The following is a 24,155-nucleotide window of genomic DNA, read 5'->3' as shown; positions in this document are numbered from 1 at the left end:
TGGTTGAGCCGGTCCGGAGCGCTAGCGAAGGACCGTGTCGAAACCCGGTGAGGCGTAGGGAGAGTCTCCCCGCGTCTCACCGGGTTTCGACACGGCTCGCCTAGCGGCTCGCCGGCTGAACCGGCGGGTGGTGCCGGCTGAGCCGGCGGTGGGTCAGGCGGCGGGTTGCTGGACGGGGGCCTTGCGCTGGGCGCGCAGGGCCCGGAGGTGGTCGTCCAGGCTCTCGACGACGATGCGCCGCAGGGCCTTCGGAGCGTCCGCGTGGCCGTCCAGCCACTCCTGCGCCTGCAGCACGACCGGGTGCCGCTCCGGCTCCTGCCCCGCCGCGAGCGCACCGCCGGGGTACAGCCCCGCGACCAGGATGCCGGCCATCGTCATGGTGTGCGTACGCCACCACTCGGTGAGCGCCTCGAAGTAGCGGTCGGCGTACGAGGGGTCGGGCGAGCCGCTCGGGTGGTTGAACCCGTGGACCAGCGAGCGCAGCTGGTCGTTGGTGACCTGACCGTCCGTGGTCGCGCGTTCCCAGGCCTCGTCCTTGGCCTCGGCGGCCGGGCGCGAGGCGCGGGCGAGCAGGTACGCGGTCCGGCCGGTCATCGTGTCGTCCGCGGCGAGCGCGGCGTCCAGCTCGGCAAGGGTGGCGGCGTCCTGGGCGGCCAGGCCCTGCCAGCACTCCCACCGCAGGTCGGCGTCGACGGTGAGGCCCTCCGGCACCGCGGACCCGTCCAGCAGCCCGCGGACGTCGTCCAGGCCGGAACCGCTCAGGCCGGTCGCGTGCGCCAGGTACTTGGCCCAGGTCTGCTGGGCGTCCGAACCAGGCGCCGCGGCCCGCAGCCCCGCGCGCGTGGTGTCGACCAGGCGTGCGCCGGCGGCGGCGCGCTCGCCCTCCGGGAGGTAGCGCACGATCGCGCCCCGCGCCTGCTCCAGGACGATCGCGAGCAGCGCCGCGTCCCGCTCGGTGCCGGCCTGGGCGTGGACGATGTCCAGGAACGCCGACGCGGGCAGCAGAGCGTCCCGCGTGGCGTTCCACAGCGACGACCACACCAGCGCGCGGGTGAGGTTCGACTCCAGGCTGGACAGGTGCTCGCGGGCCACCGCGAGGGAGACCTCGTCGAGCCGCACCTTGGCGTACGTCAGGTCCTCGTCGTTGACGACCACGAGGGCGCCCGGCACGCCGACGGCGTCCGGGACCTCGGTGCGGCCGTCGGTGACGTCCAGCTCGATCGAGCGGGCCGGTCGCAGCTCGTCGCCGACCAGCTCGTACAGCCCGACGACCAGCCGGTGCGGCCGCGCGACGTCCTCGCCGGTCAGCGGGTCGGTGGCCGACTGCACGATCGTCAGCCGGGTGATCCGACCCTCGCCGTCGTGCTCGACCTCCGGCGTCAGCTCGGAGATGCCGGCCGTCTCCAGCCAGACCTGCGACCACTCCTTGAGGTCGCGGCCCGAGGCCCGCTCGAGGCACACCAGCAGGTCGTCGAGCTCGGTGCTGCCGTACGCGTGCGTCGCGAAGTACTCGCGGCTGCCGGCGAAGAACGCCTCGCGCCCGACGTACGCCATCAGCTGCTTGAGCGCCGACGCGCCCTTGGCGTAGGTGATGCCGTCGAAGTTCTGCCGGGCGGCCTCCAGGTCGTCGATGGTGGCGACGACCGGGTGGGTCGTGGGCAGCTGGTCCTGGCGGTACGCCCACGCCTTGCGGCCGCAGGCGAACGTCGTCCAGGCGTTCTTGTACTCGGTGGCCGCGACGTTGACGTCGTAGCCCATGAGGTCGGCGAAGGACTCCTTCAGCCACAGCCCGTCCCACCAGCGCGGCGTCACCAGATCGCCGAACCACATGTGGGCCATCTCGTGCATCGTGGTGTTGGAGCGGCGCTCCTGCTGGTCCAGGGTGGCGGTGCCGCGGTGCAGGTAGGTCTCGGTGAACGTGACCAGACCGGGGTTCTCCATCGCGCCGAGGTTGTACTCCGGCACGTAGATCTGGTCGTACTTCCCCCACGGGTACGGGTAGCCGAACTCTCGGTCGAAGAAGCTCAGGCCCTGCTGGGTGACGGTGAAGATCTCCTCCGCGTGGAAGTGCTCGGCCATCGAGCGACGGCAGAAGGCCCCGAGCGCGATCTCCTGGGTGGAGCCGTCGGCGCGGGTGGTCCTCCAGGTGTCCTCGGCGCGGAAGTACGGGCCGGCCGCGATCGCCGTGATGTACGTCGACAGGGGCGGCGTCTCGGCAAAGGTGACCGTCGCGGTGGAGCCGCTGGTCGTCCGGGACACCTCCGGCTGACCGGACAGGATCTCCCAGTCGGCCGGCGCGGTGACCACGAACGTGAAGCGGGCCTTGAGGTCGGGCTGCTCGAAGTTCGCGAAGAGCCGCCGCGCGTCGGTCGGCTCGAAGTGGGTGTAGAGGTAGGTCTGGTCGTCCACCGGGTCGGTGAACCGGTGCAGCCCCTCACCGCTGCGGCTGTAGACGCAGTCGGCCTCGACCACGAGTTCGTTCTCGGCGGCGAGGCCGGTGACCGGGAGGCGGGCGCCGTCGTACGCGGAGACGTCCAGCGGCGCGTCGTTCAGCGTCGCGGAGACAACGCGCTCGGCGATGAGGTCGACCCAGGTCGCGTCGTTCTCGGCGGTGAACGTGATGGTGCTGCGCGAGCGGAAGGTCGGGACGCTGGGATCGGGTGCGCCTGCGAGGTCGAGCTCCACGCGGTAGGTGCGCACGGCGACGGTGGTCGCACGGGCCTGGCACTCGGCGTGGGTGAGGTTGGTGTTCTCGGTCACGACAGACCAGTGAACCAGGCGCGGAACGGTTCTCTGACAGCGCTCCCGCGTTCACCGGTGATCACCGGAACGCGCCCCGGAACGCGTTCTGGACGCCGGTCGACATGGGCATCTGACCTGGTCAGACGACCCAGATGCCGTCCCGCATCAGCTCCCGGTCGGCGAGCTCGTCGACCTCGCGCCAGGCCTGCACCGAGCGCGGCCGCACCCGGTAGAAGGTGTACCCCTTCAGCGGGCGCGGGTCGAAGCCGGACCGCCGGGCGAACGCATCGCCCTCGGCGTCGGACAGGTCGTCCGGGGCCAGCGTCTGCGCGGTGCCCTCGACCAGCACCACGTCGCGGGTCTCGCCGAACGCGAGCCGCACCTGACCCGTGGAGTGCAGGTTGCGTCCGGTCGGGTTGGTCGCGAGCGTCGCCAGCAGGAACGTCGCGCCGTCCCAGTCGAACGACAACGGCACGAGGTACGGCGTCGCCTCGGCCGAGTCCGCGGTCGCGACCCACGCGTCCACGTCGTGCTCGAAACGGTGCAGGGCGTCCTGCTTGCGGCGGTCGCGGGAACGAGCGGGTTCGGGCACGGCTGCCTCCTCCGGGTCGTACCCCACTGTGGCGCATCCGGCGGGCGTCCGAAACCCCGCCTGGCTCAGAGTCGTTCGACGATGTGGTCGATGCATGCGGTCAGCGCGCTGACGTCGTCCGGCTCGACGGCGGGGTACATCCCGATGCGCAGCTGGTTGCGGCCCAGCTTGCGGTACGGCTCGGTGTCGACGACGCCGTTCTCCCGCAGCACGGCGGCGATGCGGGCGGCGTCGACGCCGTCGGCGAGGTCGATCGTGCCGACCACGAGCGAACGCTCCTGCGGCGCGGTCACGAACGGCTCGGCGTACGGCGACGCCTCGGCCCACCGGTAGAGCCGGCTGCTGCTCTCGGTCGTCCGGGAGACGGCCCAGCCGAGGCCGCCGTGGTCGTTCATCCAGCGGAGCTGATCGGCCATCAGGGCGAGCGTCGCCACGGCCGGAGTGTTCAGCGTCTGGTCCTTGCGCGAGTTCTCGATCGCGGCGGGAAGGCTGAAGAACGCTGGTACCCAACGGTTCTCGGCGATACGGGCGGCGCGTTCGAGCGCGGCGGGGGAGAACGCCGCCAGCCAGAGCCCACCGTCGGAGGCGAAGCTCTTCTGCGGCGCGAAGAAGTACACGTCGGTCTCGGCGATCTCGATCGGCAGGCCACCCGCACCGGACGTCGCGTCGATGACGACCAGCGCGTCCTCGTCCGCACCGGCGACGCGGTGCACCGGCGCCATCGCACCGGTCGACGTCTCGTTGTGCGGCCAGGCGTACACGTCGACCCCGGCCTCCGCCTGCGCCCGCGCGACCGTCCCCGGCGCGACCTCGCGGATCGAGGGGTCGGCGAGGAAGGGCGTCTGCTGCGTCGCAGCGGCGAACTTGGCGGAGAACTCGCCGAACACCAGGTGCTGCGCGCGCTCGCGGATCAGCCCGAAGGTCGCGACGTCCCAGAAGGCCGACGCCCCGCCCAGCCCCAGCACGATCTCGTACCCGTCCGGGAGGGAGAGCAGCTGCGCGAGGCCCGTACGGACGTCGCGGACGAGCGACCGCACCGGCTCCTGGCGGTGCGAGGTGCCCATCACCGTGGTGCCGAGCGTCTGCAGGATGCTCATCTGCTCGGGGCGGACCTTGGAGGGCCCCGAGCCGAACCGGCCGTCGACGGGCAGCAGCTCCTGAGGCAGCTCGATCTCGCTCACCCGTGGCAGTGTGCCAGCGGTGACCGCCGACCGTCGGCCCGTCCTACCTGATGGCCGGGGTGCGGCGCCGACCGGTTCAGCGCGCGTGCACCTGCACCGGCTGGCCGTCCGGGTCGGTCACGGCCACGAGGGAGACGTACTCGTCCCGCTCGACGTGCGCGTCGGCGTACCCGGCCGCGACGAGGCGTGCGGCGAGGGCGTCGAGGTCCTCGACGGTGCCGAAGGTCAGGTGGCACGCGCCGGGGCCGGGCACGATCGGCGCCGACCCGTCGTCGTGGTGCAGGCCGACGACGCCGTCGCCGGAGTCGAACGCCGCCCACCACTCGTCCGCCTCGCCGCGCTCACGCAGGCCGAGGTCGCGCAGGAACCTCCCGTACGTCCCGCGCGGCTCGGTGAACCGCACGGGCGTGACGGTCAGGCGCTCGTCCGGGCGCGGTGAGGACGCGGTGAAGCCGTAGGTGTCCTCGGAGTGCTCGTTCAGCAGCAGCTCGTCGCCCAGCGGGTCCGTCACCGTCATCGACCGGCCGTAGCTCTCGTCGACCCAGGACGCCTGGTACCCGGCACCGACCAGGTGGGCCGTGGTCCTCTCGACGTCGGGGACCTCGAACGTCAGCCGCGTCTGACCGGGCACGCCGCCGGTGTCGCTGCTGGCCGCGTCGTGCAGCCAGACCCGTCCGGCGCCGGCCCGGAGGTCGACCCAGCCGTTGTCCCGGCCCTCGACTGCGGTCGAGAGGCCGAGCGTCTCGAGGAACTCCTGCACGGCGGCCGCCCGGTCGGTGAAGCGGATGGCCGCGACGGTCAGCTGCTGCTCGGTCATCGCGTCTCCTGGTGGTCGGCGTACTCGGTCAGGGCCTGCTCGACGAGTGCCGACAGGCTGCGGCCTTCGTCCACCGCCAGGTGCTTGATGCGGGTGATGAGGGGTCGGGGGAGGTACACGTTGAACTGCGCTTTCGCGTCGCCGGTTCGCTCCATCTGCGAATGCTAGCAATCTATAGACTGGCCAGCCGAGAGTTCTTGCGATTCGCCTCGTTCTCGGGTGACCGCGCGTCGGTGCTCCGAGCGACGGTGGCAGGCTCGACCCATGGCCGACCTGAGTCCCCGCATCGACTACGACGGTGACGGCATCGACGCCGACGCCCTGCCCGCCGCGCCGTGGAGCGCCATCACGGGCTGGCTGGCCGACGCCCGGGAGCGGGAGGCCGAGCACGGCGACGTCTCCGAGCCGGAGGCGCTGTCGGTCGCCACCATCGACGAGACCGGCCAGCCGCACGTCCGCACCGTCCTGATGCGGTACCTGGACGTGGACGGCCCCGGGTTCTACACCAACCTGGAGTCCCGCAAGGGGCGGGACCTGCACGCCAACCCTGCGGTCGCCGCGTCGCTCACCTGGCCCGCGATGTACCGCGCCATCCGGTTCGTGGGGCACGCGGAGGCGCTCCCGCCCGACGTCGTCCTCGCCTACTTCTCGTCCCGGCCGTGGGGTTCACGGATCAGCGCCTGGACCTCGCTGCAGTCCCAGCCGGTGGAGTCGCGCGCCGAGCTCGAGGCGGCGTACGAGACGTACGCGACGCGCTGGCCCGACCGTGGGCGGCTCGACGACGTGCCCGTACCGCCGTTCTGGGGTGGGTACCGGATCGTCTGCGACGAGGTCGAGCTGTGGGGCGGCCGGCGCAACCGGCTGCACGACCGGCTGGTCTACGTCCGTACGGCGCCGGGCGCCTTGGACGCCGACGCGGCCTGGCGGATCGAGCGGCGCCAGCCGTAGCCCCGGGGCGGGCGGGGTCTCGTCCGGCGCCGTCCTCGCGAGGCTCGTCTGCCCGGCCGTGCATGGAGTGCCGGACGGACGACATCCGCGGGAAGGTGGGCAGACGACAGCCCGTGGGCTCCGTCTCTGAGGAGACGGTGCGCGATGGACGAGTCGCGCTCCCACGGGCTGCGGTGACTGCGTTGAATTCGCCACCACGTCCGACGTCGGTCACCGGAGGTGTCCGACAGACGATCTGCGCTAGCGCGCAGTCACCTCACGCGTCCTAGAAGAATTCACCTCTGGACCACCTCCTCTCTCGTGTACCAGCACCGTAGGTCGCTGCGCCGAGACAGGCAACGCATTTCGCCGACGGCGGACGAAGGGGCGTGGCGCCGTCGCGCAGAGCGAGGTAGGGACAGCGGCGACACCTCGCACGATGTCGCGGCAGGAAGCCCCGGATTGGGCCGCGGGGAGGGCCGCGGTGCGCGATGTCGTGGCAGATAGCCCCGGTCAGCCTCCGGCTCGGCTCATCGGAACGGGCGACGTGGCCCGGAGACAAAGGTGGCCGGTTGACGCGGACAGGGGGGAACGCGCCAACCGGCCGGGGCACTCGAGGTGCCCGTAGGCCCCTGGGGAGGGGCCTCGCGCCGTGGCACAGGGGGGAGGTCGCCACGACGCTCGTCTGGTCCAACGGTCGGGGGGACCGAAGGATTCCCGGAGACCTTACCCCTATTGCCGGGGGTCGGGGAGCGGGACCGCCCCACGTGCCTTCAGGTAGTCCGTCATCAGCGTGATCTCACTGGACTGACCGGCGACCATCGTCTTCGCCAGGTCGACCACGTCGGGCTCGCGGCAGCTGTCGACGCAGGCGCGGGCCATCGTCACCCCGGCGCGGTGATGGATGATCATCAGCTGCAGGTACAGGGTCTCCGCGGGCTTCCCGGTGAGCCGGCGCAGCTGCTGCATCTGCGCGTCGGTCGCCATGCCGGGCATCCTGCCGTCCGGCATCAGCATCGTCCCCGCGCTCATGCCGGGGTGCCGGTGGCCGGTCTTCTTCATCCAGTCCATCGGCTCGCCCGAGCGGGCCTGGGAGAGTCCCCAGGTCGTCAGCCAGCCGCGCATCTGACCGCGCTGGTTCTCCTGGGAGGTCGCGATGTCGTACGCGAGGGTCGACACGTCGCTCGCCGGCCGGGCGCCGCGCACGATCCAGGACATCTCGACCGCCTGGCCGTGATGCATCTGCATGTCCCGCGCGAAGCCCGCGTCGACGCTGGAGTCACCCGGGTAGGAGGGCCGGCCGAGGTACCAGCCCCCGAACGCGGCGAGCGCCGCCAGCACCAGCGCGCCGAGGCTGAGCAGCAGAGGACGACGCACCTCGCGCATCGACAGCGGCTCGGACCGCGGCTCCTGGACTGCCGAGGCGCCCTGCGCCGGGACGTCCGTCTCGGCGAGGTCGTGCTGGTGATCGCTCACCGGTCACATGCCCCCGCCGGTCTGGCCGGTGTTGGGGTCGTACGCGCCCGAGCAGGCGGCGCCGGGCTCGCGGGTCTGCGGGCCCTGCACGTAGTCCTTGAGGAACTGGTCGATCTTCTTGTCGCGGGCGCTGTTGAGGTGCATCTGCTTGCCCCACGCGCTCAGCACGATCGGGGAGGACTGCGTCTTGTCCTGGGACATCAGGATGTAGCTCTGCGTGCGCGCCTTACCCTTCAGCAGGTTGATGTCGGCGGTCGACACGCTGCCGGGCTTGTACGTGATCCACACGGCGCCGTGCTCGAGGGAGTGGACGGCGTGCTCGTTCGGGACGACCTTGTCGTAGATGCCGCAGTTGGCCCAGGCGGGGTTGTGGTTGCCTCCGACCGGCGGGTTCTGCGGGTAGCTGACCTTGCCCTGGACGTGGTCGAACTTCAGGTTCTTGTACGTCTTCACGACGCCGATGTCGCCGGCGGCGCTCTTGGAGTCCTGGTCGCGCTTGATGAAGAAGGCACCGGCCCCGACGAGGGCGATGATCACGAGGGCGACGACGGCACCGACGACGACGCCACCGCGCCGCTGCTGACGCGACTGCTTCTTCTGCATCGTCGCGAGCTTGGCGCGGGCGTCCTCTCGGGCCGAGCCGGTCGAGGACTCGTTCTGGTCAGACATGAGTGGTGGTCTCCTGGGTCAGCGGACGAGCGTCGCCATTATGGCTCAGCGCCCTGGGCGTGAGCCGAGTGCGCGCACCTCGGGGTTGGGCGAATGTCGGTCGCGGGTGGCACGCTTGGTGGGTGACCGACCTGATCGACACCACCGAGATGTATCTGCGCACCATCTTCGACCTCGAGGAAGAGGGCATCGTGCCCCTGCGCGCGCGCATCGCCGAGCGGCTGGGCCACTCCGGTCCGACCGTCTCACAGACGGTGGCGCGGATGGAGCGCGACGGCCTCCTCACCCTGGCGGGCGACCGTCACATCGAGCTCACCGAGCACGGCCGCACCCTGGCGACGCGGGTCATGCGCAAGCACCGGCTCGCGGAGCGGCTGCTGGTCGACGTCATCGGCCTGGAGCTGGAGTACGTCCATGACGAGGCGTGCCGCTGGGAGCACGTCATGAGCGAGCGGGTCGAGCGCAAGATCCTGGACCTGCTCAAGGAGCACCAGCTCTCGCCGTACGGCAACCCCATCCCCGGGCTGGAGGAGCTGGGCGAGGACATCCAGACCGAGCAGTTCCGCGACGGCGTCGCCTCGCTGATCGAGGTCGCCGAGGAGCAGGAGCGTGAGGTGCTCGTGCGTCGCATCGGCGAGCCCGCCCAGGCCGACCACCAGGCGCTGACCGTGCTCACCGGCGCGGGCGTGCAGCCGGGAGTGCGCATCCTCGTCCGTCGGGAGAACGGCCGGGTCCTGGCCGTGGCCGCCGGACGCGATGCCGGGGAGGGCGCGTCGCTGCCCCCGGACGTCGCCTCCCACGTCTTCGTCGCCGTCCCGTAGGCAGCGGTACGACGTCTCTGCACCGCCCTCGGCCGACCGGTCGGGGGCGGAGCCGTCTGCCTGCCGTTCACACGTTCCGCGACGGAACGACGACGGCCGTCGGAACGCCGTGGAAAGGCTGTCCACATGGCGGATGAGCGACCCTGAAAATCCGCGTCATTTCACCGTTCTCGGCGCCTGAGCGGGCCCGACTGGCAGAGATGCGACATTTGCCCTGGGGCGAGTGTGACTCGGGTCCCCCGGGTGTGTACGTTACGTCCCGGCTCTCAAAAAGAGGGCCCCTGAGCTGGCACCGCCGAATCCTGCCAGCCGGCTCGGGAGTGACGGTCCGCAGGCAGGAGCGGGGGAACCACAACTGGGTGTCGTGAGACGCCCTGGGGTGAAGCCGGAAGCCGCACCGACTCGGGGAGTGCGGACGAAGGCCGGGTGATCTCCCACCCGAACCCGACAGCTCACCTCGTAGGCGTCCGGAGAGGTTCATTCTGTGATCGACCAGACGCGTCCCCGCGGTCGCCACCGCGCCCCCAGTCGCAACGCCAGCACTGCCGCCCGTGTCTCTGCTGTCGTTGCTGTCTCCGGTGGCCTCGTGGCCGCCGTCGCAGCGCCGGCCGACGCCCAGGGCCTGCCCAGCCTGACCACCCCGCCGACCGAGGCCACCCACGTGGCGGCCGCACCGACCGCTGTCAGCCTCCCGGCCATCGGCAGCTCCGCCGGTGTCGTGTCCGTCGGCCAGATTCGCCTTCCGGACGTCGTCGAGGCCCGTGACCTCGTCAAGAAGCCGGCGACCCGCACCGCTCCCGTCGTCAAGCGCGTCTCGCGCTCGGTGGCGACCAAGGTGACCCGCCACACCACCTCCACCCCGGCGCCGAGCACCTCCGACGACAGCTCCGACAGTGGCAGCGCCACCGCGGAGCGCGTCCTGGAGATCGCCAAGCGCTACATCGGTGTCGACTACGTCTACGGCGGCACCACCCCGGACGGCTTCGACTGCTCCGGCTTCACCAGCTACGTGTTCCGTCAGGTCGGTATCGACCTGAACCGCACGGCGCGCACCCAGCAGACCCAGGGCTACCGGGTCTCCGAGCCGCGTCCGGGCGACCTGGTGTTCACCGACTACCCGGCCACGCACGTCGCGATCTACGTCGGCGACGGCATGGTCATCGACTCGCCGAAGCCCGGTGGCGAGGTCAACATCCACAAGAACTGGAGCGGTAACAACTTCCGCCGCGTGCTCTGATCCGCTGAGCCGAGCACGAAGGCCCGCACCCCTCGGGGTGCGGGCCTTCTGCGTGCGTGGGCGCCGGTGCGGCGAGCTGTCGGACCAGCGCCCTACGCCGCGCCCGCCCGGTCCGTCTCGTCGTCGAAGCGGCCGAGCACCTCCTCGATCAGATCCTCCAGCGCGATGAGGCCCATGACCGCCTCGCCGTCCGCGACGAGCGCCAGGTGGGCCCTGCGGCCGCGCATCGCCTCGAGGGCGTCGATCAGCGGCAAGTCGGCGCGGAGCCGCTCCACGGGGCGAACCAGCGGACGCAGCGCGGCGCCCGGGTCGGCCGTGATGAGGTCGCGGATGTGGATGAGCCCGACCGGCGTGCCGTCGTCGACCACGACGAGGCGAGACCGGCCCGTGGACCGGCTCACCGCGCTCGCCTCGGCCACGGACGCCGCGTACGGCACCGTGACGGCCTGGTCCCACGGCCGCGTCACGTCCGCGAGGCTGGTCTGCTCCAGCCGGAGCGCACCCGAGAGCATGGTGTGCTCCGCCTCGGGCAGGGCGCCGTGCTGGTGGGACTGCGCGAGCAGCAGCTGGAGCTCCTGCGGGCCGTGAGCGTCCGCGACCGTCTCAACCGGGTCGACCCGCAGGAGCCGCACGATCGAGTTGGCCAGGCCGTTGAGCGCCTGCAGCGCCCACCGGGACCCGCGGGAGAACGCCCGGAACGGCAGGGCGAGCAGGATCGCGGACCGCTCGGGGTGGGAGATGGCCCACGACTTGGGCGCCATCTCGCCGACCACCATGTGCAGGAAGACCACGATGCCGACGGCGAGGACCAGGGCGATCCCGCCGGCCACCGCCTCGGGCATCCCGGTCGTCTTCAGCAGCGGCGCGAGCAGGTCCTTGACGGCCGGCTTGGCGACGGCGCCGAGGCCGAGGGTGCACAACGTGATGCCGAGCTGGGCACCCGCGAGCATCAGGGTGAGCTCGCGCGAGGCGTCGACGGCGGCGCGAGCGGCCCGGCCACCGGAGGTCGCGAGGTCCTCCAGCCGGTGGCGGCGGCTGGCGATGAGCGCGAACTCCGCAGCGACGAAGAACGCGTTCAGCACCAGCAGCACGACGGACACGCCGAGGGCGAGACCGGCGCTCATCGTCCGGCCTCCTGGTCGTCCTCGACGGCCCGCGTCGAAGCGTCGTCGTCGATCGGGCCCAGGTCGGTGAGTCGTACCGTCTCGGGCACGTGCCGCGCGACGGCCTCGACGGTCAGGCGCACCGCACGGCGTACGGCGTCGTCGTCGGTGTGGTGCAGCCACTCGACGTCCGCTCGGTCGCCCGGGACGGCCACGCGCCCGAGACGCGCGAGGACCAGGCCGCCGAGCGTGTCGTAGTCCTCGCCGTCGGGCAGCACGACGCCGGTCGTGTCGGCGACCTCGTCGAGGCGCAGCCGGGCGGGCAGGGACCAGCCGCCGGACGAGGGGGCGCTCGGGACGGCGGCCGGCTGGTCGCCCTCGTCCCGGATGTCGCCCACCACCTCCTCGGCGACGTCCTCGAGGCTGATGATCCCGTCGAGGCCGCCGTACTCGTCGACGACCACGGCGAGCTGCTGGTGCGCGTGCCGCAGCTGGGTGAGCACGCCCGGGAGCGGGAGGCTGCTCGGCACCCGGACGGGGTCGACCATGACCTCTTCGACACGCATCCGGGCCCGGTCGTCGAGCGGGACGCGGAGCAGCTCACGAGTGCCGACCATGCCGACCACGTCGTCGATGGAGTCACCGGTCACCGGGAAGCGGGAGTGCCCCGAGGCGAGCAGACCGACCAGGTCCGCGACGCTCGCGGCGACGGGGACGGTGACGGCGTCGACGCGCGGCGTCATCACCTCGCCGGCGCGCAGGTGGCGGAAGGCCAGCCCGCGGTCCAGCAGGTGCGACAGGTTCTCGTCGAGCAGGCCACCGGCGTGGGACTCGCCGATGATCCGGTGCAGGTCCTCGGGCGTGGCGCCGTGCGGGAGCTCCTCGACGGGCTCGATGCCGACCGAGCGCAGCAGCCTGGTGCTGGCGCCGTCGAACAGGCGGATGACCGGACCCGCGACCGCCAGGTAGATCACCGTGCTGCGGGACAGCGCGCGGGCCAGTGCGACCGGCCGTGCGATGGCGTAGTTCTTGGGGGCCAGCTCGCCGACCACCATCTGGACGACGGTGCTCAGGACCAGCGCGACCAGCACCGACAGCGACAGGGCCAGCGCCTCGGAGACGCCGGTGCTGCCGGTGATCAGCTCGGCCAGCCCGACGCCGAGGTAGGGCTCGGACACGTAACCGACCAGGAGGGCGGTGACCGTGATGCCGAGTTGGGCCCCGGACAGGGCGAAGGACAGACGGCCGGTCACGCTGAGCGCGCGGGCCGCGGCGGCGTCGCCCTCGTCGGCGAGCTGGGACAGGCGGCCGCGGTCGACGGCGACGTAGGCGAACTCCTGGGCCACGAAGTAGGCCGTGGCGAGGGTCAGCGCCAGGATGCTGACCAGGCCGATCGTGATGTTCATCGGCCGCGTCCTGCGGGAAGCCGGGCGTCACCCGGCTGGGTACTACAACAGTCTCCGGCGTCTTCTCGGGAAGGCGTCATGCCCTCAAGTCTAAGGGAGCCGCGGGAGTAGGTTGGCCCCGCGATGCCTGACCACCCCCTTCCCGTCGACCCGGACCAGCCCATCAGCCCGTCCACCGCGAGTGTCCTGACCGTGATCGCGGTCGGCGGTGCCATCGGGGCCCTGGCGCGTGCCGGCGTCGCCGAGGCGCTGCCTCATCCGCGTGACGGGTTCGACGTCGCGACGCTGGTCACGAACGTCGTCGGCAGCCTCCTGCTCGGCATGCTCATGGTGTACGTCGTCGAGCACGAGAGGGGTCACCCGCTGCTGCGGCCGTTCGTGGGCGTCGGGGTGCTCGGCGGGTTCACGACGTTCTCGACCTACACCGTGCACACCCGCGGACTGCTCGGCCACGACCTGCCGCTCGCGCTGGTCGAGATCGTCGCGGGCGTGGTGCTGTGCCTGGTCGCGGTCGCTGCCGGCGTGGCGCTGATGCGGCGGTGGGGGCCGCGATGAGCGCCCTCTCCTGGTTGATGGTCGCCCTCGGGGGCTGCGCCGGCGCGCCGGCTCGCTACCTGATCGACGGCTGGGTACGCGGGCTGCGCGCGTCGCCGATGCCGTACGGCACGCTCACGGTGAACCTGCTCGGCTCGTTCGTGCTCGGCGCGGCCGCGGCCGGTCTGGACGGGTCCGCGTACGCGTTCGTCGGGACGGGGTTCTGCGGGGCGCTGACGACGTTCAGCACGTTCAGCTTCGAGACGTGGCGGCTCGCGGAGGGCGGCCGGCTGACCACGGCGCTGCTCAATCTCGGGGTGTCGGTCGTGGGCGGCGTGCTCGCCGCCGCGCTGGGCTGGTGGCTGGTCGCCTGAGCGTCGCGCGCGTCGGGCCGGTCAGCGTCCGCGGGTGAGCCGGTCGGCGAGAGCCGGCCAGGCGCGTACGGGGGTCAGCCGGATGAGCTTGAGCGGCAACGCCATCCGGTGCGGGAAGGCGATCTCGACGCGCTCCCGCTCGAGCCCGTCGCAGATCGCCCGGCCCGCGACGTCGGGGTCGATGCTGAACGGGAGCCGCAGCCGGGAGGCGGTCGCCAGCCGGGTGCGTACGGCGGTCGGCGCGATGGTCGTCACGTGGATGCCGTGCTGCTGCCCCTGCGCGCGCAGGCCCTCCAGCAGGTTGAGCATGCCGGCCTTGGTCGCGCCGTACGCCTCCACGGTGGGGAAGCCCCGGTACCCGGCGGGAGAGGTGATGCCGGCGATGGTCCCGGTGCGACGGCGCAGCATGCTCGGCAGGACCGCGCCGATGGTGTTGCTCGTGCCGACGAGGTTGACCTGCACGGTGTCGGCGAACGCCTGGGTGTCCCAGGCGCGGATGTCCATCGGGGCCCACGCACCCGCTCCGATGACGACGACGTCGATCGGCCCGAGGCGTCGCTCGATCGTCGACGCGCAGTCGACCATCGCCTCGGGGTCGGTGACGTCGGCGGGCAGCACCAGCATCGCGCCGCCCGAGACCTCGACGAGCTCCTGCTCGCGACGAGCCGTGATGGCCACCTGGGCGCCGCGGGCCTGCGCCTCACGGGCGACGGCGGCGCCGATGCCGCTGGAGGCGCCGACGACCCAGATCACCTTGTGCTGCAGGTCCACGAGGACTCCTCCTGCTCGGCGAGACGGTCGCTGATGCGTCGCCGCCCACGCTAGTCGAGTCGATGTCGCACGAATTGTGGTGACCCGCCTGCCATCGCGGCGGCAGGCATCGTACGGTTGGGCGACTTCCCCCCCGATCACGAAAGGCCACACCTGTGACCCTCGCAGCATCCCTGCTCGACGAGCAGCGCCGTCCCGCTGTCGTTGCTGACCTCGCCGCCACCATCGACACCGAGGTGAGCGAGAAGAAGGGCCTGTCCGGCACCGCCATCAAGGCTGCCTACGGGACCGCCAAGAAGGTCCGCTCGGACATCGCTGCCAGCGCCACCGACCGCATGCTCCCGGAGATCGCGACGGCGCTCGAGCCGTTCTGGGTGGACTTCGGCGGCGTGGGCGACTTCGGCGGCTACCTGGCCGGCCGGGGCGACGAGGCCGCTGACGCGCTCCTCGCCGTGACCGACCGCCGCGCGGAGGCCACCGACCGCGACGTGCTCCGCAAGGCGTACGGCAGCCTGCGCGGCAAGGCCCACGACAACGTCAAGGCCGCTCTGCCGCGCGTCGGCGCGGTCGTGCAGAAGCACGCCGCCTGACCAGCACCTCACGTACGCCGAAGGCCGGTCCCGTTCGTCGGGACCGGCCTTCGGCGTCGATGAGGCTGGTCAGCGGCTGCGCCGACCCGCCGAGCTGCGCGCGGAGAACGCGGCCGCGCTGCCGTTCGACGAGGTCGAGTACACCGTCGCCCGGCCGCCACCGCCGCCGGAGGACGTGCGCTGGCCGCCGGAGCCGGAGCCGGAGCCGGAGGTACGGGTCGTGGTCTGCTGACCGCTGCCGCCGGCGGCTCCACGGCCCCCTCGGCCGCGACCGCGTCCGCGCTCGCCCTGGCCGCGTGCTCCCTCGCCGCGGCCGGCCTGCCCGCCGCGGCCGCCCTGGCCTCGTCCACCCTGACCGCGTCCGCCGGAGCGGGGCTGGCCGGCCGGACGGCTGCCGGACTGCTGCCCGGGCGCCGTGAGCACCAGGGCGCCGATGTAGGTGCGCTCACCCGGGGCGACCTCGGTCAGCACCGGGTGCTGCGGGTCGACACGGGTCGTTCGCGGCTTGATGCCCGCGGCGCGGGTGAGAGCGCGGACGTCCTTGACCTGGTCGTCGAGCATCAGCGTGATGACCGTGCCGTCCGCTCCGGCCCGGGCGGTGCGGCCGGCGCGGTGCAGGTACGCCTTGTGCTCGACCGGTGGGTCGGCGTGGACGACCAGCGCGACGTCGTCGACGTGGATGCCGCGTGCCGCGATGTCCGTGGCCACCAGCACGGTTGCCCGCCCCGAGTGGAACGCCTCGAGGTTGCGCTGCCGGGCGCCCTGGCCGAGGTTGCCGTGCAGCTCCACGGCCGGCACGGACTGGGCGTTCAGCTGCTTGGCGAGCTTCTTCGCGCCGTGCTTGGTGCGGGTGAAGACGACGGTGCGGCCGGGTGCCGCGGCGAGGTCGGTCAGCACCGCGAGACGGTGGTCGACGCTGACGTGGAACACGTGGTGCTCCATCGTGGACACCGGCGACTGCGCCGAGTCGGTCTCGTGCGTCACGGGGTTCGAGAGGTACCGCTTCACGATGACGTCGACACCGGCGTCCAGGGTGGCGGAGAAGAGCAGCCGCTGGGTGCGCTTCGGGGTGGCGTCGAGGATGCGCTTCACGCCGGGCAGGAAGCCGAGGTCGGCCATGTGGTCGGCCTCGTCGAGCACGGTGATCTCGACCTGGTCGAGCTGGCAGGCGCCCTGGCCCATCAGGTCCAGCAGCCGGCCCGGGCAGGCGATGAGGATGTCGACGCCGGCGCGCAGCCCGCGGACCTGCGGGTTCTGGCCGACGCCGCCGAAGACGGTGAGGGTGCTCAGACCGGCCGCGGCGGCCAGCGGAGCGAGCGCCTCGGCGATCTGGGTCGCGAGCTCGCGGGTCGGCGCCAGGATCAGCGAACGGGGCCGGCTCGGCTGAGCGCGCCGGCCCGAGGATGTGAGTCGGGTCACGACCGGCAGCAGGAAGGCGTAGGTCTTCCCGGAGCCCGTACGCCCGCGGCCGAGGACGTCACGTCCGGCGAGGGAGTCGGGCAGGGTGGCGGCCTGGATCGGGGTGGGCTCGTCGATGCCGCGCTCGGTGAGGGCCGAGCACAGCGAAGCGGGCACGCCGAGGCGCGCAAAAGCATTGCTGGACAACAGGATTGCTCCGATGCACATGGTGTCTCGCCCAGCTCGCTCAGCAGGCGGGTCGCCCGCGGCGGCGCATGAAATGGGGGGACCACGTCAAGGGGAGCCCGAGGCAAGACTGGACGAGCTCCACCATGAATTCTAACGGGTCGGGGCGGTGGGGCCGACCACCCGGGCCCTCACGAGGGGCGGTCGCGGGCTGCCGCCGGCCGATCCGGCGTGAACGATCGGACCCTGCGTAGGGTTCGGGGAATGCGTGCCATCGGAGTTCCCGCTCTCGTCCTGACGCTGGTCGTCGGAGCGTCGGCGTGCAGCGGCGAGGAGTCGTCCGGTCGCCTGTCCGCCACTCCGACGGCCTCGGGCTCGACGTCGTCGACGGTCGCGCCGACGCCGACATCGAGCACCACCACGAGCGCCCCGTCGACGGCCGGCAGGCCAGCGCTGCGCGGTCGGGTCATCGTGATCGACCCCGGGCACAATGGCGGCAACGCGCGCGCGCTCCGCCAGGTGAACCGGACGGTGGACGCGGGCTTCGGCGTGCGAAAGCCGTGCAACAGCACCGGAACTGCGACGAACGCCGGGTACGCCGAGCACGCGCAGGTGTGGGACGTCGCAAACCGGTTGGCGAGCCTCCTGCGCGCCCAGGGCGCACGGGTCGTCCTGACCAGGCCGACCGACGACGGGGTCGGCCCGTGCATCGACGTCCGCGGCCGGTCGGGCGGCCGTGCGAAGGCCGACCTCATGTTGTCGATCCACGCGGACGGCAACTCTGCTGCGAGCGCACGCGGGTTCCACGTGCTGCAGGCGAGCCGGATGACCGGTGGTGCTTCGGTGCAGGCGGCGTCGGCGCAGCTCGCCACCACGGTCCGCGCCGCATTCGCGAAGAGCACCGGGATGCCGTACGCGACGTACACCGGCGGCGGCGTCGGCCTGACCCGCCGGCCCGACCTCGGCACGCTGAACCTCTCCACCGTGCCGGCGGTGATGATCGAGACCGGCAACATGCGCAACCGGACGGACGCCGCCCTGCTGTCGGACCCGGCGTTCCGGCAGCGTGAGGCGGCGGGACTCGCCGGCGCGATCCGGACCTACCTCGCCCGCTGACGGCCGAACGCCGGCCGCCCTCCCCCCGAGGGAGCGCGACCGGCGTACGGGCGTGCGTCAGGCGTCGACGGGGACGCGCTGCGCCGGGACGGGGACCTCCGCCGAGGGCGCCTCCGACAGGCCGAACCGGCGGTGCAGCCGGGCCAGCGGTGCGGGAGCCCACCAGGCGCGGTCGCCCATGAGCCGCATGGCGGCCGGGACGAGCACGCCGCGGATCAGGGTCGCGTCGATCAGGATCGCGAGCCCTGCGCCCAGACCGAACATCTGCAGGAAGCTGACCGAGCTGGTCCCGAAGGCGAAGAAGCTCACCGCCAGGATCACCGCGGCCATCGACACGATCCGGCCGCTGCGCGCGAGACCGGTGGTGACCGCCTCGCGGATGCCCGCGCCCGCCTCGTGCAGCTCCTTGATGCGGCTCATCACGAAGACCTCGTAGTCCATCGAGAGGCCGAAGGTGATGCAGAACATCAGCAGCAGCATGCTGGTGTTGAGCGGCTGAGGGGTGAACCCGAGCCAGCTCGCGAGGTGTCCGTCCTCGAAGATCCACACCATCGCGCCGAGCGTCGCCGACAGCCCGATCACGTTGAGCACCAACGCTCGCAGCGGTTGCAGCAGGCTTCCGGTGAAGAGGAAGAGCAGCACGAACGTCGTGATCGCGATGATGCCGGCGGCCAGCGGGATGCGCGAGGTGATCGCGTCCTGGCCGTCCACCAGCGTCGCGGTGGTTCCGCCGGCGAGGAAGGTGGTACCCGCGGGCTGCGGCAGGTCGCGGACGTCGGCGAGCAGGTCCTTCGCCTGGTCGGACTGCGCGTCGTACCGCATCACGACCGACAAGCGTTGGGCCTCCGGCCGTCCGTTGCGGGCGTCCGCGGGGGACGTCGCGACCCGGCTGCCGCGGACGAAGGTGCCGGCGCTGGAGTCGACGCGCTCGACCCCGCCGAGGCGGGACAGGTCGGCGGCGTACGACGTGACGGCCGTGGGCGAGACGGCGCGGCTGCTCACCACGGTGATGGCGTCGGTGTCGTCCGCGGTGAAGTCCTCCCGCAGGGCGTCCCCGGCGATCCGGCTGGTCGCTGTCGTGGGCAGCACCCGGTCGTCGGGCGTGCCGAACGAGACGTGCGCCAGGGGAGAGGCCAGCAGCAGCAGGCCGGCGACGACCGGCAGAGCGGTCAGCGCCGGGCGGCGCATCGCCGTACCCGCGAGGCGACCCCAGAACGGCGCCACCGTGCGCGGCGTGTCCTTGACCCAGGGCAGCCGGCCCGCGTTGACCCGTGTGCCCAGCACCGTGAGCAGGGCGGGGAGGACGACCAGCGCCGCGAGCATCGCGATGACGATCACGCCGATCCCGGCGTACGCGAACGAGCGCAGGAAGAACAGCGGAAACAGCATCAGCGCACCGAGGGCGACCGCCACCGTGGAGGCGCTGAACACGATCGTGCGCCCGGCGGTCTCGACCGTACGGACGACGGCGTCGTCGGGTGAGCGGCCGAGTGCGAGCTCCTCGCGGTAGCGGCTCACCATGAGCAGCGCGTAGTCGACGGCCAGACCGAGGCCGAGGCTCGTCGTGAGGTTGATCGCGAAGACCGAGACGTCGGTCAGCGAGCCGAGGACGGACAGCTCGGCGAACGTTCCGAAGATCGCGATGACGCCGATGGCCAGCGGCAGCAGCGCGGCGACGAGGCTGCCGAACGCGAGGCCGAGCAGGGCGAGCATGAGCGGGATGGCGATGGCCTCGGCGAACGCGAGGTCGCCGGTGATCTGCGAGGTGACGTCGAGGTTGACCCCGCTCTCGCCGCTGACGTCGACCTGCAGGCCGGAGCGGGTGCCGCCGTAGGTGTCGACGACGTGCTGGGCGACCTCGGCCTGCTGGTCGAACTCACCGGGGATGGTGGCGACGACCATCGCCTTCGTGCCGTCGGAGGACCTCATCGAGGGCGCGCCGGTGGTCCAGTACGACGCGACCGAGGTCAGGCCCTGCTCCTGCGCGAGTCGCTGGGTGAGGGCGCGGCCCTGGGCGGCGACCTGGTCGACGGGGCGGCCCGCGTCGATGACGAGGACGAGGTCGGGGTCGTCCGCGAACCGCTGCGAGACGACGGTGCCGGCCCGGGTGGAGTCGGCGGCCGGGTCCTCGAACCCGCCGCCCTGGAGCTTGCTGAAGGCGCCGACACCGACGACGGCGGCGGCGAGGAGGACGACGACGGACGCGGCTAGGACCAGCCGAGCCCGTCTGACGACGAGGTGTGCGAGTGGACGGAGCATGGGTTCCCCTGGAGATGTGCACGGGCGTAAACTTGGTGCCTGTTAACTTGTCATCGATGTGCACGGGTGTCAACATCCATTTCCATGGTTCCTCGGAAGCCGTACCACCACGGAGATCTGCGCAACGCCCTGGTTCAGGCGGCGGCGCAGCTGGCGTCTCGCGGCGGCCCGGAGGCGGTGACGGTGCGCGCCGCGGCCCGCGAGGTCGGCGTGACCCCGACGGCGGCGTACCGGCACTTCGCCGGCCACGAGGAGCTGTTCATGGCCGCGAAGGAGGAGGCGACGAGTCGCCTGGCGGACGCGATGCGAGCCCGGCTCGCGGTCGTGGCGGCGGAGGACGACCCCGTTGAGCACATCCAGGCCCGGCTGGCTGCGATCGGCCGTGGCTACCTCGACTTCGCGCTGGCCGAGCCCGGGCTCTACCAGACCGCCTTCGGCCGGGACGCCGGACTGGCGATGAAGGACGACAGCCACCTCTCTGACCCGGAGCACCCGCACGGGATGCTGATGGGGGAGATCGAGGCGCTGATCCGGCTCGGCGCGCTGCCCGAGGACGACCGCACGGGCATCGAGCTGACCGCGTGGGGTCTGGTCCACGGGCTGGCCCTGCTGATGATCGACGGCCCGTTCGTCGGCGCCTCGACGCCGGAGAAGGAGGCCATGGTGAACGAGTCCCTGCGCGTCTTCCGTCGGATGATCTGGTCGCCCTCCGGCCGTGACTGACTGAGCCGCAGGGTTTCCCTCCCGCCGCCACCGGGCATGTTCACACCGCACTGGTGAACCTGCCCGACGGAAGGCGAGCGCGTGACCGACCGAGAAGATCCAGCAGGCCCGCGCACGGTGGTGCTGGCCGCACCGGCCGACGGACGCGACGCGCTCGACGATCTGGCGTGCAAGGCGAGCCGGGCGAGCCGCGCGGACGACGTCGTGGGCTGCGCGCTGGAGCTCGCCTCGTCACGAGGCGCCGGCCTGCCGCGTCCCGGTCACGGACGGACGGTCGAGCTCTGGTCCGCGCTGGCCACGCTCGGAGCCGTCGATCTCACCGTCGCGCGAGCGGTCGAGCCGCACCTGGACGCGCTCGCGATCCTGGCCGAGGCGGACAGGTCGGCGCCCCCCGACACGACCTGGGGCGTGTACGCGGCAGAAGGGCCCGGCGAGCGCCTGCGCGCGACCGCCCACGGGGGCGGATGGGTGCTGGACGGGCACAAGCCGTGGTGCTCGCTCGCCGGACGCGTCTCCCACGCCCTGATCACGGCGTGGGTCGACGACTCCACGCGTCGGCTGTTCGCCGTCGACCTGCGTCAGGACGGCGTCGAGCCGGTCCCGGCCAAGGGCACCTGGGTCGGGCACGGCCTCCCGCTGATCACCAGCTCGGGCGTAGATCTCACCGGCGTGGAGGCGGATCCTGTCGGCGAGAACGGTTGGTACCTCACCCGTCCCGGCTTCGCCTGGGGCGGCATCGGCGTCGCCGCGATCTGGTATGGGGGAGCGGTCGGGATCGCCCGACGCGTCGTCGAGCAGGTCCGCAAGCGCGAGCCCGACCAGATCGCCGAGCTGCACGTCGGCCGGCTCGACCTCGCGCTCGCGTCGGCGCGGGAGGCGCTGGTGGCGGCGGCCGGGGCGGTCGACTCGCCGTCCGGCCCGGGCGTTTTCCCCGAGCTGCTGGCGGTCCGCACTCGCAGCCAGGTCGCCGACGCCGTGGACACGGTCATCCAGGTCGCCGACCACGCGATGGGGCCGGCGCCGCTGGCGTACGACGCCGAGCACGCGCAGCGCGTCAGCGACCTGCGGCTGTACGTCCGCCAGCACCACGCCGAGCGGGACGTCGCGGCCCTGGGGCATCAGGTCCTCGCCGACGAGCAGGGCCCGTGGTGAGGTCGTTCACGCACGACGACGCGGGGACCCCGGCGGCGGTGTGGGCGCACGCAGTACGCGAGCGCGACCTGGGCGGGCTCGAGCCGTCGGCGTACGAGCGGTTGGTCGTGGTCGCCGCGCACCCGGACGACGAGACGCTGGGGTCGGGCGGCCTGATCGCGACGGCTGTGGCCCTGGGAGTCGCGACCCACGTGCTGGTCGCGACCGTGGGGGAGGCATCGCACCCGGACTCCCCGACGCACTCCCGCGCTGACCTCGCCGAGCTTCGTCGGCACGAGATGCGTTGTGCTTCAAAGGCATTGGGCCTGGACGAGGCTGACGTCTCGATGCTGGACATACCCGACGGCGGGCTCGCGGACCACCTCGACGACGTGACCGCGCAGATCGTCTCGCTGATCGGGGACGGTCGCCGCACCCTGGTCGTCGCCCCCTACCGCAGCGACGGGCACCCGGACCACGAGGCCATGGGCCGCGCCGCCGCGGCGGCCGCTCACCGCACGGGTGCAACGCTGGCGGAGTACCCCGTCTGGACGTGGCACGCGGGGAAGCCGGACGACCTGCCGTGGGACCGGTTCGTCCGCGTCCCCCTGACGGCGTCCGCGCGCGCGGTGAAGCGTGAGGCGATCGCCTGCCACGCGAGCCAGGTGGAGCCGCTGTCGGACCAGCCCGGCGACGAGGTCCTGCTGGCCGCGAACGTGCTCGAGCACTTCCTCGGCGGGCAGGAGCTGTTCGCCCTCACCCCGGCCGAGGAGGTCGAGGACGACCGGCTCGACCGGCTGCACGTCGAGCGCCCGGACCCGTGGGGCGTCGAGTCGCGGTGGTACGAGCGACGAAAGCGCGCGCTGCTGCTGGCCGCCCTGCCCCGCGCGCGGTTCGGGCGCGGGTTGGAGGTCGGCTGCTCGACGGGCGTCCTCGCGCAGGACCTCGTGTCACGGGTGGACCGGCTGGTGGCGGTCGACGGCTCTGCCGCGGCGGCCGAGCGGTCCGAGCAGCGGCTGGGAGAGACCGCCGAGGTGCACCGGATGATCGTGCCGCAGCAGTGGCCGGAGGGCTCGTTCGACCTCGTCGTGGTGTCCGAGATCGGGTACTTCCTCAGCCCCGTGGCCTTGGAGGGGCTCGTCGCCCGCGTCGCCTCGTGCCTGACCGCGGACGGCGTGGTCGTGCTCTGCCACTGGCGGCACCCGGTCCACGGCTGGCCGCTGGACGCGGCGGCGGTGCACCGCGGCTTTGCGCAGGGCGGCCTGCCCCCGGTCGCGGCGTCGTACCGCGACCGCGACGTCGAGATCGTGGTCCACGCCGACCCGTCGCAGTGGCCGGACCCGCAGCGATGAGTGGACTGGACGCGATGTGCGTGGTGGTGCCGGCCCGTGACGAGGAGCTGCTGATCGGGCGCTGCCTGACCGGTCTGGCCCGGGCGCGCCGGGTCCTGGCCGCCGTCCGGCCGGAGACCGAGGTCCACGTGATGGTGGTCCTCGACCGGTGCAGCGACGGCACAGCGGACATCGTCGCCGCCGCACCCGGCGTGGACGCGCTCGAGGTTGCTGCGCTGTCGGTCGGCGCGGCGCGCGCCGCCGGGGTGCAGCACGCGGCCGGCCGGGTGGCGCACCACGACGCCGAGAGGGTCTGGGTCGCCTGCACCGACGCCGACAGCGTCGTCCCGCCGAGCTGGCTGCTCGGCCTGGCCCGGGCGGCCGAGCAGGGGTACGCCGCCCGCGTGGGCGCCGTCCGTCCCGACTCGGCCGACGAGGGGCCCGAGCTGCTCCGGCGGTGGCTCGCGCGGCACGAGCTCGGCCCTGGCCACGAGCACGTCTTCGGCGCGAACCTCGGCGTCGGCCTCGCGGCGTACGAGCAGGTGGGCGGGTTCCCGCCGCTGGCGAGCGGTGAGGACGTCGAGCTCGTCCGTCGGCTGCGGGGTGCCGGCCTGCCGATCCTCACGGTGGGTGAGGACCCCGTCCTCACGTCCGCCCGCCGGATCGGCCGGGCACGCGGCGGGTTCGCCGCCTACCTCAGCGGGCTGGAGGACGAGCACGCCGAGGGCAGCTGAGGGCGTGAACGTCAGGCATCGGTGAACGGCCTTCGGC

Annotated in this window: 23 protein-coding genes and 1 riboswitch; of the genes, 11 read left to right on the top strand and 12 right to left on the bottom strand. The window is 72.5% G+C overall.

Annotated elements, in window-relative coordinates; translation table 11 throughout:
* Nucleotides 1-153: 153 nt before the first annotated feature.
* The 5 genes from pepN to P4R38_RS05185 form a co-directional block, all read right to left on the bottom strand.
* Nucleotides 154-2,760, bottom strand: coding sequence for an aminopeptidase N (gene pepN / locus P4R38_RS05205; protein WP_277191313.1), 2,607 nt, complete (start codon nucleotides 2,758-2,760; stop codon nucleotides 154-156).
* A gap of 121 nt (nucleotides 2,761-2,881) precedes the next feature.
* Nucleotides 2,882-3,334 carry a pyridoxamine 5'-phosphate oxidase family protein gene (locus tag P4R38_RS05200; protein WP_275236638.1) on the bottom strand — a complete coding sequence of 151 codons (453 nt, stop codon included), beginning with the start codon at nucleotides 3,332-3,334 and terminating at the stop codon, nucleotides 2,882-2,884.
* A gap of 65 nt (nucleotides 3,335-3,399) precedes the next feature.
* Nucleotides 3,400-4,524: a phosphoserine transaminase gene (gene serC / locus P4R38_RS05195; RefSeq protein ID WP_275236790.1), complete on the bottom strand. Its 1,125-nt coding sequence runs from the start codon at nucleotides 4,522-4,524 to the stop codon at nucleotides 3,400-3,402.
* 67 nt (nucleotides 4,525-4,591) lie between these two features.
* Nucleotides 4,592-5,332 (bottom strand): VOC family protein, encoded by a 741-nt coding sequence (locus P4R38_RS05190; protein ID WP_275236639.1) that lies wholly within the window; start codon nucleotides 5,330-5,332, stop codon nucleotides 4,592-4,594.
* Entirely contained in the window at nucleotides 5,329-5,487 is a 159-nt protein-coding gene (locus P4R38_RS05185; RefSeq protein ID WP_275236640.1) for a ribbon-helix-helix domain-containing protein, read from the bottom strand. The genes P4R38_RS05190 and P4R38_RS05185 overlap by 4 nt, the downstream gene beginning before the upstream one ends.
* 109 nt (nucleotides 5,488-5,596) lie before the next feature.
* On the opposite strand from P4R38_RS05185, the gene pdxH reads away from it, so the two are divergent.
* The gene (pdxH, locus tag P4R38_RS05180) at nucleotides 5,597-6,280 is read left to right on the top strand and encodes a pyridoxamine 5'-phosphate oxidase (RefSeq protein ID WP_275236641.1); all 684 of its coding nucleotides are present in this window, start codon (nucleotides 5,597-5,599) and stop codon (nucleotides 6,278-6,280) included.
* A 711-nt stretch (nucleotides 6,281-6,991) separates the two neighbouring features.
* Here pdxH and P4R38_RS05175 read toward each other — a convergent pair.
* On the bottom strand, nucleotides 6,992-7,735 hold the full coding sequence (locus tag P4R38_RS05175) for a DUF305 domain-containing protein (RefSeq protein ID WP_275236642.1): 744 nt from the start codon (nucleotides 7,733-7,735) through the stop codon (nucleotides 6,992-6,994).
* A 3-nt stretch (nucleotides 7,736-7,738) separates the two neighbouring features.
* A complete protein-coding gene (locus P4R38_RS05170; RefSeq protein ID WP_275236643.1) occupies nucleotides 7,739-8,404 on the bottom strand; it encodes a DUF3105 domain-containing protein in 666 nt (221 codons plus the stop codon).
* Nucleotides 8,405-8,526: 122 nt separating this feature from the next.
* On the opposite strand from P4R38_RS05170, the gene P4R38_RS05165 reads away from it, so the two are divergent.
* Both P4R38_RS05165 and P4R38_RS05160 read left to right on the top strand, forming a co-directional pair.
* Nucleotides 8,527-9,225, top strand: coding sequence for a metal-dependent transcriptional regulator (locus tag P4R38_RS05165; RefSeq protein WP_275236644.1), 699 nt, complete (start codon nucleotides 8,527-8,529; stop codon nucleotides 9,223-9,225).
* 283 nt (nucleotides 9,226-9,508) lie between these two features.
* Nucleotides 9,509-9,705: riboswitch (cyclic di-AMP (ydaO/yuaA leader) on the top strand.
* Nucleotides 9,706-9,811: 106 nt separating this feature from the next.
* Entirely contained in the window at nucleotides 9,812-10,462 is a 651-nt protein-coding gene (locus tag P4R38_RS05160) for a C40 family peptidase (RefSeq protein ID WP_275236645.1), read from the top strand.
* Nucleotides 10,463-10,554: 92 nt separating this feature from the next.
* Here P4R38_RS05160 and P4R38_RS05155 read toward each other — a convergent pair whose 3' ends face one another.
* Both P4R38_RS05155 and P4R38_RS05150 read right to left on the bottom strand, forming a co-directional pair.
* Complete coding sequence (locus P4R38_RS05155; RefSeq protein ID WP_275236646.1) at nucleotides 10,555-11,586, bottom strand: hemolysin family protein; 1,032 nt, start codon at nucleotides 11,584-11,586, stop codon at nucleotides 10,555-10,557.
* Nucleotides 11,583-12,971, bottom strand: coding sequence for a hemolysin family protein (locus tag P4R38_RS05150; RefSeq protein ID WP_275236647.1), 1,389 nt, complete (start codon nucleotides 12,969-12,971; stop codon nucleotides 11,583-11,585). Before P4R38_RS05150 ends, P4R38_RS05155 begins: the two co-directional genes overlap by 4 nt.
* A gap of 123 nt (nucleotides 12,972-13,094) precedes the next feature.
* Between P4R38_RS05150 and P4R38_RS05145 the strand changes: the two genes are divergently transcribed.
* The gene (locus P4R38_RS05145; RefSeq protein WP_275236648.1) at nucleotides 13,095-13,526 is read left to right on the top strand and encodes a fluoride efflux transporter FluC; all 432 of its coding nucleotides are present in this window, start codon (nucleotides 13,095-13,097) and stop codon (nucleotides 13,524-13,526) included.
* Complete coding sequence (gene crcB / locus P4R38_RS05140) at nucleotides 13,523-13,879, top strand: fluoride efflux transporter CrcB (protein ID WP_275236649.1); 357 nt, start codon at nucleotides 13,523-13,525, stop codon at nucleotides 13,877-13,879. Before P4R38_RS05145 ends, crcB begins: the two co-directional genes overlap by 4 nt.
* A 21-nt stretch (nucleotides 13,880-13,900) precedes the next feature.
* Here crcB and P4R38_RS05135 read toward each other — a convergent pair whose 3' ends face one another.
* Nucleotides 13,901-14,650 (bottom strand): SDR family NAD(P)-dependent oxidoreductase, encoded by a 750-nt coding sequence (locus P4R38_RS05135; protein WP_275236650.1) that lies wholly within the window; start codon nucleotides 14,648-14,650, stop codon nucleotides 13,901-13,903.
* A gap of 155 nt (nucleotides 14,651-14,805) precedes the next feature.
* Between P4R38_RS05135 and P4R38_RS05130 the strand changes: the two genes are divergently transcribed.
* The gene (locus tag P4R38_RS05130; protein ID WP_275236651.1) at nucleotides 14,806-15,240 is read left to right on the top strand and encodes a DUF6918 family protein; all 435 of its coding nucleotides are present in this window, start codon (nucleotides 14,806-14,808) and stop codon (nucleotides 15,238-15,240) included.
* A 69-nt stretch (nucleotides 15,241-15,309) separates the two neighbouring features.
* On the opposite strand, the gene P4R38_RS05125 is transcribed toward P4R38_RS05130, so the two are convergent.
* Nucleotides 15,310-16,866, bottom strand: coding sequence for a DEAD/DEAH box helicase (locus P4R38_RS05125; protein ID WP_275236652.1), 1,557 nt, complete (start codon nucleotides 16,864-16,866; stop codon nucleotides 15,310-15,312).
* Nucleotides 16,867-17,088: 222 nt separating this feature from the next.
* Between P4R38_RS05125 and P4R38_RS05120 the strand changes: the two genes are divergently transcribed.
* Nucleotides 17,089-17,940, top strand: coding sequence for an N-acetylmuramoyl-L-alanine amidase (locus tag P4R38_RS05120; RefSeq protein ID WP_277191312.1), 852 nt, complete (start codon nucleotides 17,089-17,091; stop codon nucleotides 17,938-17,940).
* Nucleotides 17,941-17,997: 57 nt separating this feature from the next.
* Here P4R38_RS05120 and P4R38_RS05115 read toward each other — a convergent pair whose 3' ends face one another.
* On the bottom strand, nucleotides 17,998-20,199 hold the full coding sequence (locus tag P4R38_RS05115) for an MMPL family transporter (RefSeq protein WP_277191311.1): 2,202 nt from the start codon (nucleotides 20,197-20,199) through the stop codon (nucleotides 17,998-18,000).
* An 84-nt stretch (nucleotides 20,200-20,283) separates the two neighbouring features.
* Between P4R38_RS05115 and P4R38_RS05110 the strand changes: the two genes are divergently transcribed.
* From P4R38_RS05110 to P4R38_RS05095, 4 genes are all read left to right on the top strand, one after another.
* Entirely contained in the window at nucleotides 20,284-20,922 is a 639-nt protein-coding gene (locus P4R38_RS05110) for a TetR/AcrR family transcriptional regulator (RefSeq protein WP_277191310.1), read from the top strand.
* An 81-nt stretch (nucleotides 20,923-21,003) separates the two neighbouring features.
* A complete protein-coding gene (locus P4R38_RS05105) occupies nucleotides 21,004-22,074 on the top strand; it encodes an acyl-CoA dehydrogenase family protein (RefSeq protein WP_277191309.1) in 1,071 nt (356 codons plus the stop codon).
* The gene (locus P4R38_RS05100) at nucleotides 22,068-23,405 is read left to right on the top strand and encodes a bifunctional PIG-L family deacetylase/class I SAM-dependent methyltransferase (RefSeq protein WP_277191308.1); all 1,338 of its coding nucleotides are present in this window, start codon (nucleotides 22,068-22,070) and stop codon (nucleotides 23,403-23,405) included. Before P4R38_RS05105 ends, P4R38_RS05100 begins: the two co-directional genes overlap by 7 nt.
* Nucleotides 23,402-24,118 carry a glycosyltransferase gene (locus P4R38_RS05095; protein ID WP_277191307.1) on the top strand — a complete coding sequence of 239 codons (717 nt, stop codon included), beginning with the start codon at nucleotides 23,402-23,404 and terminating at the stop codon, nucleotides 24,116-24,118. Before P4R38_RS05100 ends, P4R38_RS05095 begins: the two co-directional genes overlap by 4 nt.
* The last annotated feature ends 37 nt before the right edge of the window (nucleotides 24,119-24,155 follow it).

Source organism: Luteipulveratus flavus (assembly GCF_029439465.1).
Lineage (GTDB): Bacteria > Actinomycetota > Actinomycetes > Actinomycetales > Dermatophilaceae > Luteipulveratus > Luteipulveratus flavus.
This window is presented reverse-complemented; position numbering and strand designations above follow the sequence as displayed.

Excerpts from the sequence above, each read along its gene's own strand:
- P4R38_RS05190 (WP_275236639.1), bottom strand. The coding sequence starts at position 5,332 with ATGACCGAGCAGCAGCTGACCGTCGCGGCCATCCGCTTCACCGACCGG.
- P4R38_RS05185 (WP_275236640.1), bottom strand. The coding sequence starts at position 5,487 with ATGGAGCGAACCGGCGACGCGAAAGCGCAGTTCAACGTGTACCTCCCC.
- pdxH (WP_275236641.1), top strand. The coding sequence starts at position 5,597 with ATGGCCGACCTGAGTCCCCGCATCGACTACGACGGTGACGGCATCGAC.
- P4R38_RS05170 (WP_275236643.1), bottom strand. The coding sequence starts at position 8,404 with ATGTCTGACCAGAACGAGTCCTCGACCGGCTCGGCCCGAGAGGACGCC.
- P4R38_RS05155 (WP_275236646.1), bottom strand. The coding sequence starts at position 11,586 with ATGAGCGCCGGTCTCGCCCTCGGCGTGTCCGTCGTGCTGCTGGTGCTG.
- P4R38_RS05150 (WP_275236647.1), bottom strand. The coding sequence starts at position 12,971 with ATGAACATCACGATCGGCCTGGTCAGCATCCTGGCGCTGACCCTCGCC.
- P4R38_RS05145 (WP_275236648.1), top strand. The coding sequence starts at position 13,095 with ATGCCTGACCACCCCCTTCCCGTCGACCCGGACCAGCCCATCAGCCCG.
- crcB (WP_275236649.1), top strand. The coding sequence starts at position 13,523 with ATGAGCGCCCTCTCCTGGTTGATGGTCGCCCTCGGGGGCTGCGCCGGC.
- P4R38_RS05125 (WP_275236652.1), bottom strand. The coding sequence starts at position 16,866 with ATGTGCATCGGAGCAATCCTGTTGTCCAGCAATGCTTTTGCGCGCCTC.
- P4R38_RS05120 (WP_277191312.1), top strand. The coding sequence starts at position 17,089 with ATGCGTGCCATCGGAGTTCCCGCTCTCGTCCTGACGCTGGTCGTCGGA.
- P4R38_RS05115 (WP_277191311.1), bottom strand. The coding sequence starts at position 20,199 with ATGCTCCGTCCACTCGCACACCTCGTCGTCAGACGGGCTCGGCTGGTC.
- P4R38_RS05110 (WP_277191310.1), top strand. The coding sequence starts at position 20,284 with ATGGTTCCTCGGAAGCCGTACCACCACGGAGATCTGCGCAACGCCCTG.
- P4R38_RS05095 (WP_277191307.1), top strand. The coding sequence starts at position 23,402 with ATGAGTGGACTGGACGCGATGTGCGTGGTGGTGCCGGCCCGTGACGAG.